Here is a 17,100-nt window from a genome sequence, read left to right on the forward strand (position 1 = left end):
CATGAGTTCAAAAGCTGTTGTATTCGCGTACCACGATATTGGTTGTGCAGGCATTGAAGCGCTGCTCAACACCGGTTACGAAATTGCTGCCGTGTTCACCCATGCCGATGACCCCAAGGAAAACAACTTCTACGGTTCCGTCGCACAACTGTGCGCGCGCAATGGCATCCCGGTGCACGCCCCGGAAGACGCCAACCACCCGCTGTGGATCGAGCGCATCGCCAAGCTGAACCCGGACTACATTTTCTCGTTCTACTACCGCAACCTGCTCAGCGAGGCCCTGCTGGCCACCGCCAGCAAAGGCGCGTTCAACCTGCACGGCTCGTTGCTGCCGAAATACCGTGGCCGCGCCCCGGCCAACTGGGTACTGGTCAACGGCGAGACCGAAACCGGCGTGACCCTGCACCGCATGGTCAAGCGTGCCGATGCCGGCGCGATCCTGGCCCAGCAGAAAGTCATCATCGAACGCAACGACACCGGCCTGACCCTGCACGCCAAACTGCGCGACGCCGCCAGCACCCTGCTGCGCGACGCCCTGCCGCAACTGGCCCAGGGCAAGCTGACGGAAACCGCCCAGGACGAAAGCCAGGCCACTTACTTCGGCCGCCGCACTGCCGCCGATGGCAAGCTGGAGTGGAAAAAACCGGCTGAAGAACTGTTCAACCTGGTGCGCGCCGTGACCCAACCGTACCCAGGCGCCTTCTGCGCCGTGGGCGAACACAAGTTGATCGTCTGGCAGGCCGAAGTGGTCAAGGGCAACGAAGGCCTGGCGCCGGGCCGTGTGATCAGCGTCAACCCGCTGCGCATCGCCTGCGGTGAAGACTCCCTGGTGGTCAAGTTCGGCCAGCGCAACGCCGACGGCCTGTTCCTCGCCGGCCCAGCCCTGGCGGACGCACTGGGCCTGGTCGACGGTTCCGTACTGCGCGGCGCCGAGTCCGGCCGCAAGCCACGGCGTACCCGGGTACTGATCCTGGGTGTGAACGGCTTTATCGGCAACCACCTGTCCGAGCGCCTGCTGCGCGACGACCGTTATGAAATCTACGGCCTGGACATCGGCTCGGACGCCATCGAGCGCCTGCGCAGCCACCCGAACTTCCATTACGTCGAAGGCGATATCAGCATCCACACCGAGTGGATCGAGTACCACATCAAGAAGTGCGACGTGGTCCTGCCGCTGGTGGCCATCGCCACGCCAATCGAATACACCCGCAACCCGCTGCGCGTGTTCGAACTGGACTTCGAAGAAAACCTCAAGTTGGTGCGCTACTGCGTCAAGTACAACAAGCGCGTGATCTTCCCGTCGACCTCCGAAGTCTATGGCATGTGCCAGGACCAGTACTTCGACGAAGACACCTCCAACCTGGTGGTGGGTCCGGTCAACAAACAGCGCTGGATCTACTCGGTTTCCAAGCAGTTGCTGGACCGTGTGATCTGGGCGTACGGTGACAAGGGCCTGAAATTCACCCTGTTCCGTCCGTTCAACTGGATGGGCCCACGCCTGGACCGCCTGGATTCGGCGCGTATCGGCAGCTCCCGCGCAATCACCCAATTGATCCTGAACCTGGTGGAAGGTACGCCGATCCGCCTGTTCGACGGCGGCGAGCAGAAGCGTTGCTTTACCGATATCGCTGACGGCATCGAAGCCCTGGCCCGCATCATTGATAACGAAAACGGCGTGTGCGACGGTCAGATCATCAACATCGGCAACCCGGAAAACGAAGCCAGCATCCGTCAGTTGGGCGAAGAACTGCTGCGTCAGTTCGAAGCGCACCCGTTGCGTGGCAACTTCCCACCGTTCGCCGGTTTCCGCGACGTAGAAAGCAAGGCGTTCTACGGCACCGGTTACCAGGACGTGGCGCATCGCAAGCCAAGCATCGAAAATGCCAAGCGCCTGCTGGACTGGGAGCCGACCGTGGAAATGAGCGAAACCATCGGCAACACCCTGGACTTCTTCCTGCGTGAAGCCATGCTCGAAATCGCGGACAAAAAGTAATGGATGCAGGTCTTCGCATCGACGTCGACACCTACCGCGGCACCCGTGAAGGTGTGCCACGGTTGCTCGAGTCCCTGGATGAAGCCTCGGTGAAGGCAACGTTCTTCTTCAGTGTCGGGCCTGACAACATGGGGCGCCACTTGTGGCGTCTCATCCGCCCGCAATTCCTGTGGAAGATGCTGCGTTCCAATGCGGTCGGCCTGTATGGCCTGGACATCCTGCTCGCCGGCACCGCCTGGCCGGGCAAGCCGATCGGCCGTGACCTGGGGCACTTGATGCGCCAGGCCAAGGCCGCCGGGCACGAAGTGGGCCTGCACGCCTGGGATCACCACGGCTGGCAGGCCAACACCGGGCGCTGGAGCGAGGCGCAGTTGATCGAACAGATCCGCCGTGGCGTCGACACCCTCAGCGACATCCTCGGTGAGCGCATCGACTGTTCCGCCGCCGCCGGTTGGCGCGCGGATGAACGCGTGGTGCAAGCCAAGCAAGGTTTCAACTTTCGCTACAACAGCGATTGCCGGGGCACCAGCCTGTTTCGTCCAACCCTGGCCGATGGCAGTGCGGGCACCCCACAAATTCCGGTAGACCTGCCGACCTTCGACGAAGTCGTAGGGCCGGTGGTGGCTGCCAAAGACTTCAATGGGTTCATCCTCGACCGTTTTGCCGAGTCGAAACTCAATGTCTACACGATCCACGCCGAAGTGGAAGGGATTCTGATGGCCAACGATTTTCGCCAGTTGCTCGCCCAGGCCGGGCAGCGCGGCATCGACTTCAAACCACTGGGCGACCTTTTGCCGGCGGACGTGACCACCCTGCCCCAGCAACAACTGGTGCGTGGCGCCTTGCCCGGCCGCGAGGGTTGGCTCGGAGTGCAGCAGGCATGATCCGCCGTTGGGCCTTGCCCCTGCTGCTGTTGGCGTTTGGCGTGTTCTACCTGCTGCCGCTGGCCACCCATGGCCTGTGGATCCCGGATGAAACCCGCTACGCGCAGATCAGCCAGGAAATGCTGCTGACCGGCAAGTGGGCTTCGCCGCACTTCATGGGCATCCGCTACTTCGAAAAACCGGCGGCGGGTTACTGGATGATTGCGCTGGGCCAGGCGATCTTCGGGCAGAACCTGTTCGGCGTGCGGTTTGCCTCGGCCCTGAGCACCGGCTTGAGCATCCTGCTGGTGTACGGGGTGTCGCGTCGGCTGTGGAATGACCCGCGCAAAACCCTGGTCAGCACCGTGCTGTACATGAGTTTTGTCAGCGTGGCCTTGCTCGGTGGCTACGCCAATCTGGATCCGCAGTTCACCTTCTGGGTCAACCTGACCGGAGCCGCCCTGTGGTTCTGCTTCGACAGCACCACCCGCAACGGGCGCCTGGGGTCCTGGGCGTTGCTCGGTTTTGCCTGCGGCATGGGCTTTATGACCAAGGGCTTTCTGGCGTGGTTGCTGCCGGTGTTGATTGCCCTGCCCTATGCGATCTGGCAGAAGCGTTTGCGTGAGCTGCTGGGCTACGGCGTGGTCGCCGTGGTGGTGGCGATTGTCGTCAGCTTGCCATGGGCGCTGGCGGTGCACCGGCAAGAGCCGGACTACTGGAATTTCTTCTTCTGGCACGAGCATATCCAGCGCTTCGCCGGTGACGATGCCCAGCACGCCCAGCCGTTCTGGTATTACCTGCCGCTGTTGGTTGCGTTCTGCCTGCCGTGGGTGGCGTTGTTGCCGTCGACCCTCAAACAGGCGTGGCGGGACAAACGCAGCGCAAAAATCGGTTTTGTAGTGCTGTGGCTGCTGATGCCCCTGGCCTTCTTCAGCCTGGCCAAGGGCAAGCTGCCGTCCTACATCATGCCGTGCCTGCTGCCCCTGGCCTTGTTGATGGGCAATACCCTGGCGGACAAACTGGCCCAGGGTCGCAGCCGTGCGCTGCGCATCAACGGCTGGCTGAACCTGATCATCGGTGTAGTGGCATTGCTCGCGCTGACCTGGCTGCAAATGAAGAAGCCGGTGTACGAACACGGCCAGGAAACCCTCAGCCTGGTGTTGGTGTTCACTTTTCTGTTTGCCTGGATCCTGGTCAACCTGCTGCAGGCGGCCCGGCCTTTGCACCTGTGGGCCGCACCGGTACTCGGCAGTTGGCTGATGGTGGCCTTGTTGCCAGCTGCCCTGCCGCATTCAGTGGTGTACAACAAGACGCCTGACCAATTCATCATTGATCACCTGCAAGAGCTGCAACCAGCCACGGCCCTGCTGAGCAATGACCTGGGCGCAGCGTCGGCGCTGTCATGGCGCCTGGCGCGCCCGGACGTGACGCTCTACAACACCGTCGGCGAAGTCAAATACGGCCTGGCCTACGCGGACGCCACGCACCACAAGGTGGATACCAGCCAAGTCCAGCAATGGATGAGCGATGCGCGCCAAAAGGGGCCGGTCGGCGTGGTCATGCGGGTCAAGGGCGACGACGAAATCGCCGAAGTCGACTTGCTGCCCAAGGACGGCAAGCGCTACGAACAAGGCAACATCGTGATCCTGATCTTCCCGCAGGCCGCGCAATGATCACCTTGCTGCTGTTACTGGCCGCCTGCCTGCTCACCTGCATGGGACAGGTCTCCCAGAAGTTCGCCGTGGAACGCTGGCGCGACCTGCCGGATGGCTGGGCGCTGAAACTGCGCTCGCCCTGGTTGTGGTCGGCGCTGGTGTGCCTGGGCCTGGGCCTGCTGGTGTGGCTGCTGGTGTTGCAACGCCTGGAAGTCGGTATTGCCTACCCGATGCTCAGCCTCAACTTCGTGCTGGTCACGCTGGTCGCGCGTTTTGTGTTCAAAGAGCACATCGATACCCGCCATTGGCTGGGTGTCGCGCTGGTGATCGGCGGCGTCGTGCTGCTGGGTCGCCAGGTATGAGCCGGATCCAGGGGTTTGCCCTGGCCCTGGGCAGCGTCGGCCTGGTCAGCGCGGCCCAACTGGGCATGCGCTGGAGCATGACGCGCCTGCCGCTGCCCAGCGCATGGCTGGATGCCTTGAGCCAGAACAGCATCGACCTGGGCGCCCTCGGCGTCGTGACCCTGGCGATCCTGGCATACGCACTGTCGATGCTCTGCTGGCTCGGTGCGCTCAAGCATTTGCCGCTGGGCCGCGCCTATTCGCTACTGAGCATCAGCTATGCCTTGGTGTACCTGCTGGCGGCCAGTCTGCCGGTGTTCAACGAACATTTTTCCGTTTCAAAAACCCTGGGGGTGGCCTTGGTCATCCTCGGTGTTCTGGTTATCAACTCTCGTCGTGCTAGCGCCACAAGTCCCAGGAATGCCCCATGAAAATCAGTGTATTTGGTAGCGGTTACGTCGGTCTGGTGCAGGCCACCGTGTTGGCTGAAGTCGGCCACGATGTCATTTGCATGGACGTTGACAAGAACAAGGTCGAGTCACTGCAAAAAGGCCATGTGACCATCTTCGAGCCGGGGCTGGCTGCGATGGTCAAGGAAAACCTGGAGAGTGGGCGGCTGCACTTCACCCATGATGAAAAGTTGGCGGTGGAACACGGCGAAGTCCTGTTCATTGCCGTGGGCACGCCTTCGGACGAAGACGGCTCGGCCGACCTGAAATACGTGCTGTCGGTAGGCGACGCCGTCGCCCGCCACCGCAAAGAACCGGTGATCCTGGTGGAAAAATCCACCGTGCCGGTCGGCACCGGCGACACCCTGCGCGCCCACATCGAAAAAGCCCTGCACCTGGCCGGCCGGCACCTGGAGTTCGATATCGTCTCCAACCCCGAATTCCTCAAGGAGGGCTCGGCTGTTGCCGACTGCCGCCGCCCGGACCGCATCATCATCGGTTGTGAGCGCGAAGAAGTGCGCGACGTGATGCGCGACCTGTACGCACCGTTCAACCGCAACCACGACCGCATCATCTTCATGGACCTGCGCAGCGCCGAGCTGACCAAGTACGCCGCCAACTGCATGCTGGCGACCAAGATCAGCTTTATCAACCAGATCGCCGAGCTGGCCGAACACCTGGGGGCGGACATCGAAGCCGTGCGCCTGGGCATTGGCGCCGACTCGCGCATCGGCTACCACTTTATCTACCCTGGCTGCGGCTACGGCGGTTCGTGCTTCCCCAAGGACATGCGCGCCCTGATCCACAGCGCCCGGCAAGCCAACTGCTCCAGCGACCTGCTGGAAGCGGTAGAAGCCATCAACCAGCGCCAGAAGAGCAAGTTGTTCGAGCGGATCAAGGCGTTCTTCAAGGGCGACCTGCGCGGCAAGACCTTTGCCCTGTGGGGCCTGGCGTTCAAGCCCAACACCGACGACATGCGCGATGCTCCCAGCCGCGTGCTGATGGAAGCGTTGTGGGCCGCCGGCGCCAACGTGCGCGCATTCGACCCGGAAGCCATGCAGGAAACCCAACGTATCTATGGCGATGACCCACGGCTGATGCTCATGGGCACCCCCGAATCCACACTGGGCGGTGCCGATGCGCTGATCGTCTGCACCGAATGGCAGCAATTCAAGGCGCCGGACTTCGACCTGATCCACCAGCGCCTGAAAACCCCGGTGATCTTCGACGGCCGCAACCTCTACGACGGCGAGCGCCTGGCACGCAAAGGCTTCCAGTACTACCCGATCGGCCGCGGTGATTCCTGCCAGTTGCCGATTCCCCAGCAACAGTGGCTGCCACAGGTTGTGGAAGCCTGAGACGTGAACAAAGCTCAACCGTCCCCGCTGAATGCAACGATCCGCCGCCAATCCCTTGGTCTGGGATTGCTGGCGTTGTTGCTGTTTATCGCCGGTAGCTGGCACCAGGCAATCATCGGCTTCGACTCGCGCTTTGTGTTGTTTGCCCAGGAAATGCTGCGTCATGGCCCCAGCGTCTTCCCCACCACCTATGGGCAGCCTTATGCGGATTACCTGGCCACCTCGACACTGTTGACCTGGCTGGTTTCACTGCCCCTGGGCCAGGTCACCAGCCTCACGGCCTGGTTGCCCACGGCGATTGCCTCGGCGCTTATCGTCACCCTGGTGTATCGCCTGACGGCGCCCTACTCCCAGCGCTGGGGGCTGCTGAGCATTGCGCTCCTGTTGTTGAGCAGCAACTTCATCACCGAAACCCGTGCGGTGTCCCTCGACCAGATGCTGGCCGCCATCGCCCTGGCGGTGTTCTACCTGGGTTATGCCCATGATCACTTCCGGTCCGCTAAACGCCTGCATTGGCTGTACCTGCTGCTGATCCTGGGCTTTGCCGTGCGTGGGCCGATTGGCCTGGTGATTCCTACGGGCGTGCTTTGCAGCTACTACCTGATCAACCGGCAATGGCGGCAGCTGTTCAGTTTCGGCTTGCTGGCGCTGGCGCTGCTGGTGGCATGTGTGGGCCTGTTGCTGCTGATGGCCAAGTTGAGCGGTGGCGAAAGCTTCATGCAGGACGTGATCCGCATGCAGTTCCTCGGCCGCATGGATGGCAGCGAAGGCTCGAGCGGCCTGCTGTACTACTTCACCAGTTCGCTGGGCAATTACGCCTTGGCGTATCCGATGGCGCTGCTGGTACTGCTGGCCATGGTGCTCAGCGGGCGCCGCACGCCGGGACCGGCATTGAAGTTGGTGTGGTATTGCGCCGCCGCAGGCTTGCTGGTGATGGTCGGCCTGTCGATTCCCCAGGCGAAAAAAGCACGTTACGTGCTGCCGATGTTGCCCATGGCGGCGATCATTGCGGCATACCCGTTCCAGGTCGCACACGGTCGGCTCTTCGCCGGGCTGCGTGGGCTGATGCTGGGGATCTGGACGTTGTCGCCGACGCTGTTGATCGTCGGCCTGCTGTTGGCACGACCGCGCTACCCTGAGCAATTGAGCCATCTCGGCTGGGTGTTGGGCGTGCTGGGCGGCCTGCAGGTGCTGGCCTTGGTGACACTCTTCAAGAGCCGCCTGCGTGCGGTCGGGCCGGCTTTTGCCGCGGTGCTGGCAGTGTGGGCCTCCTATATCCTGGTGGTCGAGCCGCTGGAGCGCAGTATCTACGACACCCGCACCTTTACCTTGCAAGTTCATGAGCAGGTGATGCAGCAACGCGCGCCGGTGGTGCTGCATGGCTTGGGCAAAGACGCCAAGGCCATCAAGTACATGGTCAACCTCGATTGCGACCAAGTGCCGTTGTTCACTCAGCAAGCCGCCGACCTGAAGCCACTCCAGGGACCCGCCTGGCTGGTGATGAGCCAAGTGGATTACGAAGGCTTGCAAGACCCGCGCTTTCGTTCCATCACGCCGACCCTGACCGGCGAATTCGACCGCAACCCTTACGTGCTGCTGCACCTGGCCAAACCTGTGCAACCTTGAGTCTGCGCCGGCGCTGCCGGCGCGGAAAATTCCCACGCAGCTTTACGTAATAACTGGTGCCGTTTCTCTTTCCTGCGTCCAAAACCCAACGGTAAACTCGCTTGCCTGTTGCGGTATTCATTTACCGCCACAGGTCATGGGTGACCACAAGGACGAGAGGACAACGCCGTGCCAGATGATGCTTCGCTTGATAACCCAGCCTTGACCAGCACCGAAGTGCATGTCGGCTATATTTCCCTGCCACCGCTGGACCGGCTGATGGGGTTGCGCGACGCGTTGGTGGCGTTGAAAGGCCCGCTGGCCAGTGAACCCGGTTTGCAGGAGAACCTGCGCAAGCGTTTTTTCGATGAAGAGTTCAGTAATCGGGTGCTGGGTGAAGTCTGCTGCTCGATAGTAGTCTGACCGTATTCCAATTCATTATTTTCGCATTCAACCCTCATTAATATGCATTGGCGCCTCTGTTCCACGCGCGGCACACTGCATGGGTTCCTTCCCCCAAATGTTGGAACTTTCAAAGGGCTTTTCCGGGCAACCAGACAAGCCTTTTTTTTGCCCGCCGTTTATGGACTGCCTCCCAATGCTCGCTCGCTGGTTCCCCGCTGCTATCAATACCCGCCCCACCGAATGGAGCCGTGCCGCGATCGGCATGGCCCTTGGCACCTTGTTCAGCGTCTGGTTGTGCTCCCAGGTGTTTGGCATGGATGTCGCGTTGCACCTGCTTGGCCCGCTGGGTGCGTCGGCCGTCCTGTTGTTCGCCGTGTCATCGGGTGCCTTGGCACAACCCTGGTCGATTATCGGCAGCTACCTGTGCGCAGGTGTGATTGCCTTGCTGGTCACCCGTGTCCTCGGCCCGTCCCTGGGCGGCGCCTGCCTGGCGGCCGGCATGACCGTAATACTGATGTGCTGGTTGCGCTGCCTGCACCCGCCCGCCGGTGGCCTGGCCATGACACTGGTCCTGGCAGACCCGGCGTCCGCCGCCCTGGGCTGGTATGAGCTGGGTGCGGTATTGCTCGGCGCCGGTGCGCTGCTGGCCTGCGCACTGGCGTATAACAACGCCACGCGCACGCGTTATCCCAAAGGCGCGGTGGAAGCACCGGCACCGCTACCGTTCAGCCCCAGGGCCGACCGAGACCCTGGTATTACCGCCGCTGATTTGACACTGGCGCTGGCGCAAATGGAGCGGTTCTACGATGTGGAGCCCAGCGAACTGGAACAACTCATCCACGCGGCGCAAACCCACGCCAGGCGCCGTAGCATCGGCGAAACACTGGCCAGCCGGTTACCCTGAGCCGGTCGTGCGCTTGCTGCATAAATGCAAAAACGACCTGCAGGATTGAAGGTTGTACTAGGCAAATTTGCACTGGTACGATCGCGAGAAGGTTCATCCGTGAACATCTTGATAAAGAACAATAAAAGCAGGGAGTTATCGATGACTGCTCAGGTTTCATCCGAAGCAAGCCACGCCCAAGTACTTCAGGACGAAGTCCTCGCCGAGGTCCGCAACCACATCGGCCACCTCACCCTCAATCGCCCCGCCGGCTTGAATGCCATTACCCTGGACATGGTGCGCAGCCTCACGTCCCATTTGCAGGCATGGGCTGACGATCCGCAGGTGTATGCCGTGGTCCTGCGCGGTGCCGGTGAAAAAGCCTTCTGTGCAGGTGGCGATATCCGTTCTCTGTACGACAGCTTCAAGAACGGCGACACCCTGCACCAGGACTTCTTCGTCGAGGAATATACTCTGGATCTGGCCATCCACCACTACCGCAAGCCAGTCGTGGCACTGATGGACGGGTTTGTCCTCGGCGGCGGCATGGGCCTGGTGCAGGGGGCTGATTTGCGCGTAGTCACCGAGCGCAGCCGCCTGGCGATGCCGGAAGTGGCCATCGGTTATTTCCCTGACGTGGGTGGCAGCTACTTTCTGCCGCGCATCCCCGGCGAACTGGGGATCTACCTGGGCGTGACCGGGGTACAGATCCGCGCGGCCGACGCGCTGTATTGCGCGTTGGCTGATTGGTACCTGGAAAGCCACAAGCTCGCCGACCTTGACCAGAAGCTCGACCGCCTGCAATGGCACGACTCGCCGCTCAAAGACCTGCAGGGCGTGCTCGCCAAGCTGGCCGTGCAGCAATTGCCCGATCCACCGTTGGCCGCTCTGCGCCCCGCCATCGACCACTTTTTCGCGCTGCCGGATGTGCCGAGCATCGTTGAACAATTGCAGCAAGTCACCGTGGCCGACAGCCATGAATGGGCGTTGACCACCGCTGACCTGATGCTGACCCGCTCCCCCCTGGCCATGGCCGTTACGTTGGAGATGTTGCGCCGCGGCCGGCGCCTGCCCCTGGAAGACTGTTTTGCCTTGGAGCTGCACCTGGACCGCCAATGGTTCGAGCGCGGCGACCTGATCGAAGGCGTGCGCGCCCTGATCATCGACAAAGACAAAAGCCCGCGCTGGAACCCGCCCACCCTGCACGGGCTGGCCCTCAGCCACGTTGAGAGCTTTTTTCATCACTTCGAGAAGGTTGCGAAATAAGCCATGCAAGACATTGAATACACTGAAGAACAAGTAATGATCCGCGACATGGCGCGTGACTTCGCCCGGGGTGAAATCGCACCGCACGCCCAAGCCTGGGAGAAAGCCGGCTGGATCGACGACGCCCTGGTGGCAAAGATGGGCGAACTGGGCCTGCTGGGCATGGTGGTGCCGGAAGAATGGGGCGGCACCTATGTCGATTACGTCGCCTATGCCCTCGCCGTCGAGGAGATTTCCGCAGGTGACGGTGCCACTGGCGCACTGATGAGTATCCATAATTCAGTGGGTTGCGGGCCGATTCTCAACTACGGCACAGATGAACAAAAACAGACCTGGCTGGGCGACCTCGCCAGCGGCCAGGCGATTGGCTGCTTCTGCCTGACCGAACCCCAGGCCGGTTCCGAAGCGCACAACCTGCGTACCCGTGCCGAACTGCGCGACGGCCAGTGGGTAATCAACGGGGCCAAGCAGTTCGTCAGTAATGGTAAACGCGCCAAACTGGCGATTGTATTTGCGGTGACTGATCCCGACCTGGGCAAGAAAGGCATCTCGGCGTTCCTGGTGCCCACCGCAACCCCGGGATTCGTGGTGGATCGTACCGAACACAAGATGGGCATCCGTGCGTCCGATACCTGCGCCGTGACCCTGAACCAGTGCAGCGTGCCCGAGGCCAACCTGCTGGGTGAGCGTGGCAAAGGCCTGGCCATCGCGCTGTCCAACCTGGAGGGTGGCCGCATCGGTATTGCCGCCCAGGCATTGGGCATCGCCCGCGCGGCATTTGAAGCAGCGCTGGCCTATGCCCGTGATCGGGTGCAGTTCAACAAGGCGATCATCGAGCACCAGAGCGTGGCCAATTTGCTGGCCGACATGCAAACCCAGCTTAACGCCGCACGCTTGCTGATCCTGCACGCCGCACGGCTGCGCAGTGCTGGAAAACCCTGCTTGTCGGAAGCGTCCCAGGCCAAGCTGTTTGCCTCGGAAATGGCCGAGAAGGTTTGCTCATCGGCGATGCAGATTCACGGTGGGTACGGATACCTGGAAGATTATCCGGTGGAGCGTTACTACCGGGATGCGCGGATCACGCAGATTTACGAAGGGACCAGTGAGATTCAGCGGATGGTGATTGCCAGGGAGCTGAAGAACTACCAACTTTGACTGCCACAGCACATAAATAATGTGGGAGGGGGCTTGCCCCCGATGACGGTGGGTCAGTCAACAGATGTGAAGACTGAACCACTGCTATCGGGGGCAAGCCCCCTCCCAGCTTTGATACTCAGTGTCTTTGACACCGGGTTATTTGTCCTTGAACTCCGGCGCGCGCTTGGCCACGAATGCCGCCATGCCTTCCTTCTGATCCTGCGTGGCGAACGCCGCATGGAACACCCGGCGCTCAAAGCGCACGCCTTCCGACAAGCTCACTTCGAACGCTCGGTTCACGCTTTCCTTGACCATCATGCTGATCGGCACCGACTTGCCGGCAATCAGCGTCGCGACTTTCAGCGCTTCGTCCAGCAGTTCATCGGCGGGTACGATACGCGCAACAATCCCGCAGCGCTCCGCTTCCACCGCATCGATAAAGCGCCCGGTCAGGCACATTTCCATGGCCTTGGCCTTGCCCACCGCACGGGTCAGGCGCTGGGTGCCGCCCATGCCGGGCAGTACGCCGAGGTTGATTTCCGGCTGGCCGAACTTGGCGCTGTCACCGGCCAGGATGAAGTCGCACATCAACGCCAGTTCGCAACCGCCGCCCAGGGCGAAGCCGTTGACGGCGGCGATGATCGGCTTGCGGCGGTTGGCCACGCGGTCGCTGTCACTGAACAGATCGTCGAGGTAGATCTGCGGATAGGTCAGCTCGGCCATTTCCTTGATGTCGGCACCGGCGGCGAAGGCTTTTTTCGAGCCGGTCAACACGATGCAGCCGATCTCCGGGTTGGCTTCAAGGCCGTCCAGCGCCTGGTTCAACTCGCTGACCAGTTGCGCGTTCAGGGCGTTCAGGGCTTGCGGGCGATTGAGGGTAATCAGCCCGACGCGGCCCTGGACTTCAAGCAAAATGGTTTCGTAACTCATGTATCGGCTCCTTAGAGATTGCGTGAGATGACCATGCGCTGGATATCGCTGGTGCCTTCGTAAATCTGGCAGACCCGCACGTCGCGGTAGATCCGCTCCAGAGGGAAGTCGCTCAGGTAACCGTAACCGCCCAGGGTTTGCAAGGCGGCCGAACAGACTTTCTCGGCCATTTCCGAAGCAAACAGCTTGGCCATCGAGGCTTCCACCAGTGCCGGCTTGCCGCTGTCGCGCAGTGCAGCGGCGTAATGCACCATCTGCCGGGCAACCGCGATTTGCGTGGCCATGTCCGCCAGACGGAAAGCGACGGCCTGGTGCTCGATGATGGGTTTGCCGAAGCTTTCGCGCTCGCGGGCGTAGTCGCGGGCTGCTTCAAAGGCGGCGCGGGCCATGCCCACCGATTGCGAGGCAATGCCTACGCGCCCACCTTCCAGGTTGGCCAGAGCAATCCTGTAGCCTTCGCCCTCCTCCCCCAGACGGTTGGCGACAGGAACCTTCACGTCCTCAAACAGGATCTGGCAGGTATCGGAGGCATGCTGGCCCAGTTTGTCCTCAACCCGCGCCACGCTGTAGCCCGGCGAGTCGGTCGGCACGATAAACGCGCTGATCCCGCGCTTGCCCGCCGCCGGGTCGGTCACGGCAAACACAATCACCACGCCGGCGTTCTGTCCGGAGGTGATGAACTGTTTGCAGCCATTGAGTACGTAATGGTCGCCTTCAAGGCGTGCGCGGGTCTTCAGGCTACTGGCATCAGAGCCGGCCTGGGGCTCGGTCAATGCGAACGCACCGAGCATGGCACCACTGGCCAGGGGCTTGAGGAATTGCTCTTTCTGCTGGTCGTTACCGAACTTGAGAATCGGCACGCAACCCACAGAGTTGTGCACGCTCATGATGGTCGAGCAGGCCCCGTCACCGGCGGCAATTTCTTCCAGCGCCATGGCGTAGGCCAGGTAACCGGTGTCGCAACCGCCCCACTGTTCCGGCACCAGCATGCCGAAAAAGCCCAGCTCGGCCATTTCACCAATGGCTTCCCTGGGGAACCGGTGCTCGCGGTCCCACTCGGCGGCAAAGGGTTTCAGGCGTTCCTGGGCAAATTGCCGGGCGGCGTCGCTGATTTGCAGTTGTTCTTCATTGGGCAGCATGGTGGTTCCTTAGTACAGGCATTCGACGGCCATCGCCGTGGCTTCACCGCCGCCGATGCAGATGGCGGCGACGCCACGCTTGAGGCCTTTCTGGCGCAGGGCCGAAAGCAAGGTCACCAGGATCCGTGCACCGGAGGCACCGATCGGATGGCCCAGGGCGCAGGCACCGCCATGCACATTGACCTTGGCATGGGGGATCTCCAGCTTGCTCATGGTCACCAGGCTGACCACGGCAAAGGCTTCGTTGATTTCGAACAGATCGACGTCACCCAGGCTCCAGCCGGTCTTGCTCATCAGTTTGCGGATCGCTCCCACCGGTGCCACCGGGAACAACCCCGGCTCGTCGGCGAACGCCGCATGCCCATGGATCACCGCCAAAGGCTTGAGGCCACGTTTCTGTGCATCGGACTGGCGCATCAGCAACAAGGCCGCCGCACCGTCGGAAATCGAGCTGGAGTTGGCCGCCGTCACGGTGCCGCCTTCACGGAAGGCCGGTTTCAGGCTGGTGATCTTGTCCAGCTTGGCCTTGGGCGGCTGTTCGTCATGCAGGATGGTTTTCTGTTCTTTGCCCAAGGTGACCTGCACCGGGACGATTTCTGCGGCAAAGCTGCCATGGGTAATAGCTTCTTGCGCCCGGGTCAGCGAAGCGATGGCGAACGCATCCTGGGCCTCGCGGGTAAAACCGTTGTGCAGGGCGCAGTCTTCGGCAAAGGTGCCCATCAGGCGGCCCTTGTCGTAGGCGTCTTCCAGGCCGTCGAGGAACATGTGATCGAGCACCTTGCCGTGGCCCATGCGGTAGCCGCTGCGCGCACGGTCCAGCAGGTACGGCGCGTTGGACATGCTTTCCATGCCACCGGCAATCACCACGTCGACGCTGCCGGCCAGCAGTGAATCATGGGCCAGGATCGCGGCCTCCATGCCCGAACCGCACATCTTGTTGAGGGTGGTGCAGCGCGTGCCCTTGTCCAGCCCGGCGCCCAGCGCAGCCTGACGTGCCGGTGCCTGGCCGAGGCCTGCGGGCAGTACGCAGCCGAACAGTACTTCATCCACGGCGTCGGGGGCGACACCGGCACGCTCGACGGCGGCGCGAATCGCAGCGGAACCCAACTGCGGCGCGGTCAGGCCCTTGAGGTCGCCCTGGAACCCACCCATGGGCGTGCGCACAGCGCTGACGATAACGATAGGATCGGTCATGGGAATTGCTCCTTATTTGGCCGCCATGCGCAAGGCACCGTCGAGACGGATCACCTCGCCATTGAGCATGCTGTTTTCAATGATGTGCCGCACCAGCGCGGCGTATTCGGCGGGTTTGCCCAGACGCGGCGGGAATGGCACGCCAGCGGCCAGGGAGTCGCGCACTTCCGGCGTCATGCCGGCCATCATCGGGGTCTCAAAGATGCCGGGGGCGATGGTCATCACGCGAATACCAAAGCGCGCCAGCTCACGTGCCGCAGGCAGCGTAAGGCTGGCAATGGCGCCCTTGGACGCGGCATACGCCGCCTGGCCGATCTGCCCGTCAAACGCCGCTACCGAAGCGGTATTGATGATCACGCCGCGTTCGCCATCGGCATTTGCCTCGGTTTCGGCGATGGCGGCGGCGGCCAGGCGCAGCAGGTTGAAGCTACCGATCAGGTTGACGTTGATCACCTGGGCAAAGCTCGCCAGCCCATGGGGGCCGTTCTTGCCGAGGATTTTCTCGCCACGCACCACACCGGCGCAGTTCACCAGCCCATGCAAACCGCCAAACGCCGCAAGCGTCGCCCGCACCGCCGCTTCGGCAGCCGCTTCCTGGCTGATATCCGCCACGCAGCTGCGTGCGTTGTCGCCAAGCTGCCTGGCCTTGGCTGCCACGGCGTCGGCATTCAGGTCCACCAGCATGACCTTGGCGCCAGCGCCAATCAGCATCTCGGCAGTCGCCGCGCCCAAGCCCGATGCGCCCCCGCTGACCAGGAAGCTCTTGTTCTCAATCTGCATTGTTGTTTCCTTGAACGGTCCGAATCGTCGAGATAGTCGCGCCAGAGCCGCCCGCCGACAATGGTCAAAGCCTTCAACCTGCCTGACTGTTTTGGCCAGTCATCGACCCCACCGATCATCCGGTCGGCCCAAGCGATTGGACGCTTGCGACGCTTGCTTCTAACCTGATGGCTTGCGCCACCTGAAGAAGCCCATCTCTGCATGATAGTCCGTCCCAAACCCAACCTCCTCGGCATCCTGTTCTCGCTCAAGGGTTCGATTGCCAAGCGCATCGCCCTGCGCAGCCTGCTGGTCACGCTGCTGGCCTCGGTGATCGTGCTGGTGGAAACCCTGCACCCGGCCTACTTCTCCAAGGTCAATGCCACGCCGTTCACCCTGCTCGGGCTGTCGTTGTCGATTTTCATGAGTTTTCGCAACAACGCCTGCTATGACCGCTGGTGGGAAGGCCGCAAGCAATTGGGGCAGATGATCATCGATGTGCGTTCGCTGATCCGCGAAACCCAGGTGCTCACAGATCCGGCTGAGCGTGCTGGCCTGCTGCGCAGCCTGTGCGGCTTCGCCCACGGCCTGGTTGCACGGTTGCGCCATGAGGATGAAGCCCGGGCCATCAAGCCGTGGGGTACGGTCCAGGCCAGTCACCCCAACCTCCCCGACAGCCTGCTGCAACAGCTGGGCGCCCGGTTTTCAGTGCTGGCCGAGCAAGGTGTGATCAGCGAGTGGCGCTACACACAATGGGAAACCCGACTGGTGAGCCTCAGCCAGGTGCAGGCGTCCTGCGAGCGCATCAAGAGCACGCCGCTGCCCTTCCCCTACACCCTGCTGCTGCATCGCACCATTTACCTGTTCTGCATTTTGCTGCCGTTTGCCATGGCCGAGCCGCTGGGATGGTTGACGCCAGTGTTCACCGCGATTGTCAGCTACACCTTCTTCGGCCTCGATGAAATCGGCGATGACCTGGAGGACCCGTTCGGTTTTGACGAGAACGACCTGCCCTGCAATGCCCTCCTGCGCACCCTGGAACGCGAAGTGTTGGCCGCCCTCGGTGAAACCGACCTGCCGCCACCCCTGGAGCCGGAGGACTACGTGCTCACCTGACGCGGGT

At 62.1% G+C, this 17,100-nt stretch carries 16 protein-coding genes; 12 read left to right on the plus strand and 4 right to left on the minus strand.

Going from position 1 to position 17,100, the window contains the following annotated elements:
- The first annotated feature begins 1 nt into the window (after position 1).
- The 11 genes from arnA (at position 2) to BM110_RS09595 (ending at position 11,973) form a co-directional block, all read left to right on the plus strand.
- Positions 2–1,993, plus strand: coding sequence for a bifunctional UDP-4-amino-4-deoxy-L-arabinose formyltransferase/UDP-glucuronic acid oxidase ArnA (arnA, locus tag BM110_RS09545; RefSeq protein ID WP_071488308.1), 1,992 nt, complete (start codon positions 2–4; stop codon positions 1,991–1,993).
- Entirely contained in the window at positions 1,993–2,877 is an 885-nt protein-coding gene (arnD, locus tag BM110_RS09550; protein ID WP_093121006.1) for a 4-deoxy-4-formamido-L-arabinose-phosphoundecaprenol deformylase, read from the plus strand. Before arnA ends, arnD begins: the two co-directional genes overlap by 1 nt.
- Positions 2,874–4,529 carry a lipid IV(A) 4-amino-4-deoxy-L-arabinosyltransferase gene (arnT, locus tag BM110_RS09555; protein WP_093121007.1) on the plus strand — a complete coding sequence of 552 codons (1,656 nt, stop codon included), beginning with the start codon at positions 2,874–2,876 and terminating at the stop codon, positions 4,527–4,529. The genes arnD and arnT overlap by 4 nt, the downstream gene beginning before the upstream one ends.
- Complete coding sequence (gene arnE, locus BM110_RS09560) at positions 4,526–4,873, plus strand: 4-amino-4-deoxy-L-arabinose-phosphoundecaprenol flippase subunit ArnE (protein ID WP_071488305.1); 348 nt, start codon at positions 4,526–4,528, stop codon at positions 4,871–4,873. The genes arnT and arnE overlap by 4 nt, the downstream gene beginning before the upstream one ends.
- Positions 4,870–5,283 carry a 4-amino-4-deoxy-L-arabinose-phosphoundecaprenol flippase subunit ArnF gene (gene arnF, locus BM110_RS09565; RefSeq protein WP_092243593.1) on the plus strand — a complete coding sequence of 138 codons (414 nt, stop codon included), beginning with the start codon at positions 4,870–4,872 and terminating at the stop codon, positions 5,281–5,283. Before arnE ends, arnF begins: the two co-directional genes overlap by 4 nt.
- Complete coding sequence (locus BM110_RS09570; RefSeq protein ID WP_092243595.1) at positions 5,280–6,659, plus strand: UDP-glucose dehydrogenase family protein; 1,380 nt, start codon at positions 5,280–5,282, stop codon at positions 6,657–6,659. Before arnF ends, BM110_RS09570 begins: the two co-directional genes overlap by 4 nt.
- A gap of 3 nt (positions 6,660–6,662) precedes the next feature.
- Positions 6,663–8,285, plus strand: coding sequence for an ArnT family glycosyltransferase (locus BM110_RS09575; protein ID WP_093513245.1), 1,623 nt, complete (start codon positions 6,663–6,665; stop codon positions 8,283–8,285).
- A 168-nt stretch (positions 8,286–8,453) separates the two neighbouring features.
- A complete protein-coding gene (locus BM110_RS29570; protein ID WP_139220321.1) occupies positions 8,454–8,687 on the plus strand; it encodes a type VI secretion system contractile sheath small subunit in 234 nt (77 codons plus the stop codon).
- A gap of 175 nt (positions 8,688–8,862) precedes the next feature.
- Positions 8,863–9,573: an HPP family protein gene (locus BM110_RS09585; protein ID WP_093121009.1), complete on the plus strand. Its 711-nt coding sequence runs from the start codon at positions 8,863–8,865 to the stop codon at positions 9,571–9,573.
- 141 nt (positions 9,574–9,714) lie between these two features.
- Positions 9,715–10,818: an enoyl-CoA hydratase/isomerase family protein gene (locus tag BM110_RS09590; protein ID WP_093513247.1), complete on the plus strand. Its 1,104-nt coding sequence runs from the start codon at positions 9,715–9,717 to the stop codon at positions 10,816–10,818.
- A gap of 3 nt (positions 10,819–10,821) precedes the next feature.
- Entirely contained in the window at positions 10,822–11,973 is a 1,152-nt protein-coding gene (locus BM110_RS09595; protein ID WP_092243608.1) for an acyl-CoA dehydrogenase family protein, read from the plus strand.
- 138 nt (positions 11,974–12,111) lie between these two features.
- On the opposite strand, the gene BM110_RS09600 is transcribed toward BM110_RS09595, so the two are convergent.
- Genes BM110_RS09600 through BM110_RS09615 form a run of 4 tightly spaced genes read right to left on the minus strand, consistent with a single transcriptional unit; the run spans position 12,112 to position 15,998 of the window.
- Positions 12,112–12,885 carry an enoyl-CoA hydratase gene (locus BM110_RS09600; RefSeq protein WP_092243611.1) on the minus strand — a complete coding sequence of 258 codons (774 nt, stop codon included), beginning with the start codon at positions 12,883–12,885 and terminating at the stop codon, positions 12,112–12,114.
- Between the two features lie 11 nt (positions 12,886–12,896).
- Positions 12,897–14,024 carry an acyl-CoA dehydrogenase gene (locus tag BM110_RS09605; protein WP_092243613.1) on the minus strand — a complete coding sequence of 376 codons (1,128 nt, stop codon included), beginning with the start codon at positions 14,022–14,024 and terminating at the stop codon, positions 12,897–12,899.
- Positions 14,025–14,033: 9 nt separating this feature from the next.
- A complete protein-coding gene (locus BM110_RS09610) occupies positions 14,034–15,218 on the minus strand; it encodes an acetyl-CoA C-acyltransferase (protein WP_093513248.1) in 1,185 nt (394 codons plus the stop codon).
- Between the two features lie 12 nt (positions 15,219–15,230).
- Positions 15,231–15,998, minus strand: coding sequence for an SDR family NAD(P)-dependent oxidoreductase (locus tag BM110_RS09615; protein ID WP_071488294.1), 768 nt, complete (start codon positions 15,996–15,998; stop codon positions 15,231–15,233).
- Positions 15,999–16,199: 201 nt separating this feature from the next.
- Between BM110_RS09615 and BM110_RS09620 the strand changes: the two genes are divergently transcribed.
- Positions 16,200–17,093 carry a bestrophin family protein gene (locus tag BM110_RS09620; protein ID WP_093513249.1) on the plus strand — a complete coding sequence of 298 codons (894 nt, stop codon included), beginning with the start codon at positions 16,200–16,202 and terminating at the stop codon, positions 17,091–17,093.
- Positions 17,094–17,100 lie beyond the last annotated feature (7 nt).

The sequence above is a fragment of the Pseudomonas sp. NFPP28 genome (assembly GCF_900115535.1).
Classification (GTDB): Bacteria; Pseudomonadota; Gammaproteobacteria; order Pseudomonadales; family Pseudomonadaceae; genus Aquipseudomonas; species Aquipseudomonas extremorientalis.

Excerpts from the sequence above, each read along its gene's own strand:
- arnE (WP_071488305.1), top strand. The coding sequence starts at position 4,526 with ATGATCACCTTGCTGCTGTTACTGGCCGCCTGCCTGCTCACCTGCATG.
- BM110_RS09610 (WP_093513248.1), bottom strand. The coding sequence starts at position 15,218 with ATGACCGATCCTATCGTTATCGTCAGCGCTGTGCGCACGCCCATGGGT.
- arnF (WP_092243593.1), top strand. The coding sequence starts at position 4,870 with ATGAGCCGGATCCAGGGGTTTGCCCTGGCCCTGGGCAGCGTCGGCCTG.
- arnT (WP_093121007.1), top strand. The coding sequence starts at position 2,874 with ATGATCCGCCGTTGGGCCTTGCCCCTGCTGCTGTTGGCGTTTGGCGTG.
- arnD (WP_093121006.1), top strand. The coding sequence starts at position 1,993 with ATGGATGCAGGTCTTCGCATCGACGTCGACACCTACCGCGGCACCCGT.
- BM110_RS09620 (WP_093513249.1), top strand. The coding sequence starts at position 16,200 with ATGATAGTCCGTCCCAAACCCAACCTCCTCGGCATCCTGTTCTCGCTC.
- BM110_RS09605 (WP_092243613.1), bottom strand. The coding sequence starts at position 14,024 with ATGCTGCCCAATGAAGAACAACTGCAAATCAGCGACGCCGCCCGGCAA.
- BM110_RS09585 (WP_093121009.1), top strand. The coding sequence starts at position 8,863 with ATGCTCGCTCGCTGGTTCCCCGCTGCTATCAATACCCGCCCCACCGAA.
- BM110_RS09595 (WP_092243608.1), top strand. The coding sequence starts at position 10,822 with ATGCAAGACATTGAATACACTGAAGAACAAGTAATGATCCGCGACATG.
- BM110_RS09590 (WP_093513247.1), top strand. The coding sequence starts at position 9,715 with ATGACTGCTCAGGTTTCATCCGAAGCAAGCCACGCCCAAGTACTTCAG.
- BM110_RS09600 (WP_092243611.1), bottom strand. The coding sequence starts at position 12,885 with ATGAGTTACGAAACCATTTTGCTTGAAGTCCAGGGCCGCGTCGGGCTG.
- arnA (WP_071488308.1), top strand. The coding sequence starts at position 2 with ATGAGTTCAAAAGCTGTTGTATTCGCGTACCACGATATTGGTTGTGCA.
- BM110_RS09615 (WP_071488294.1), bottom strand. The coding sequence starts at position 15,998 with ATGCAGATTGAGAACAAGAGCTTCCTGGTCAGCGGGGGCGCATCGGGC.
- BM110_RS09570 (WP_092243595.1), top strand. The coding sequence starts at position 5,280 with ATGAAAATCAGTGTATTTGGTAGCGGTTACGTCGGTCTGGTGCAGGCC.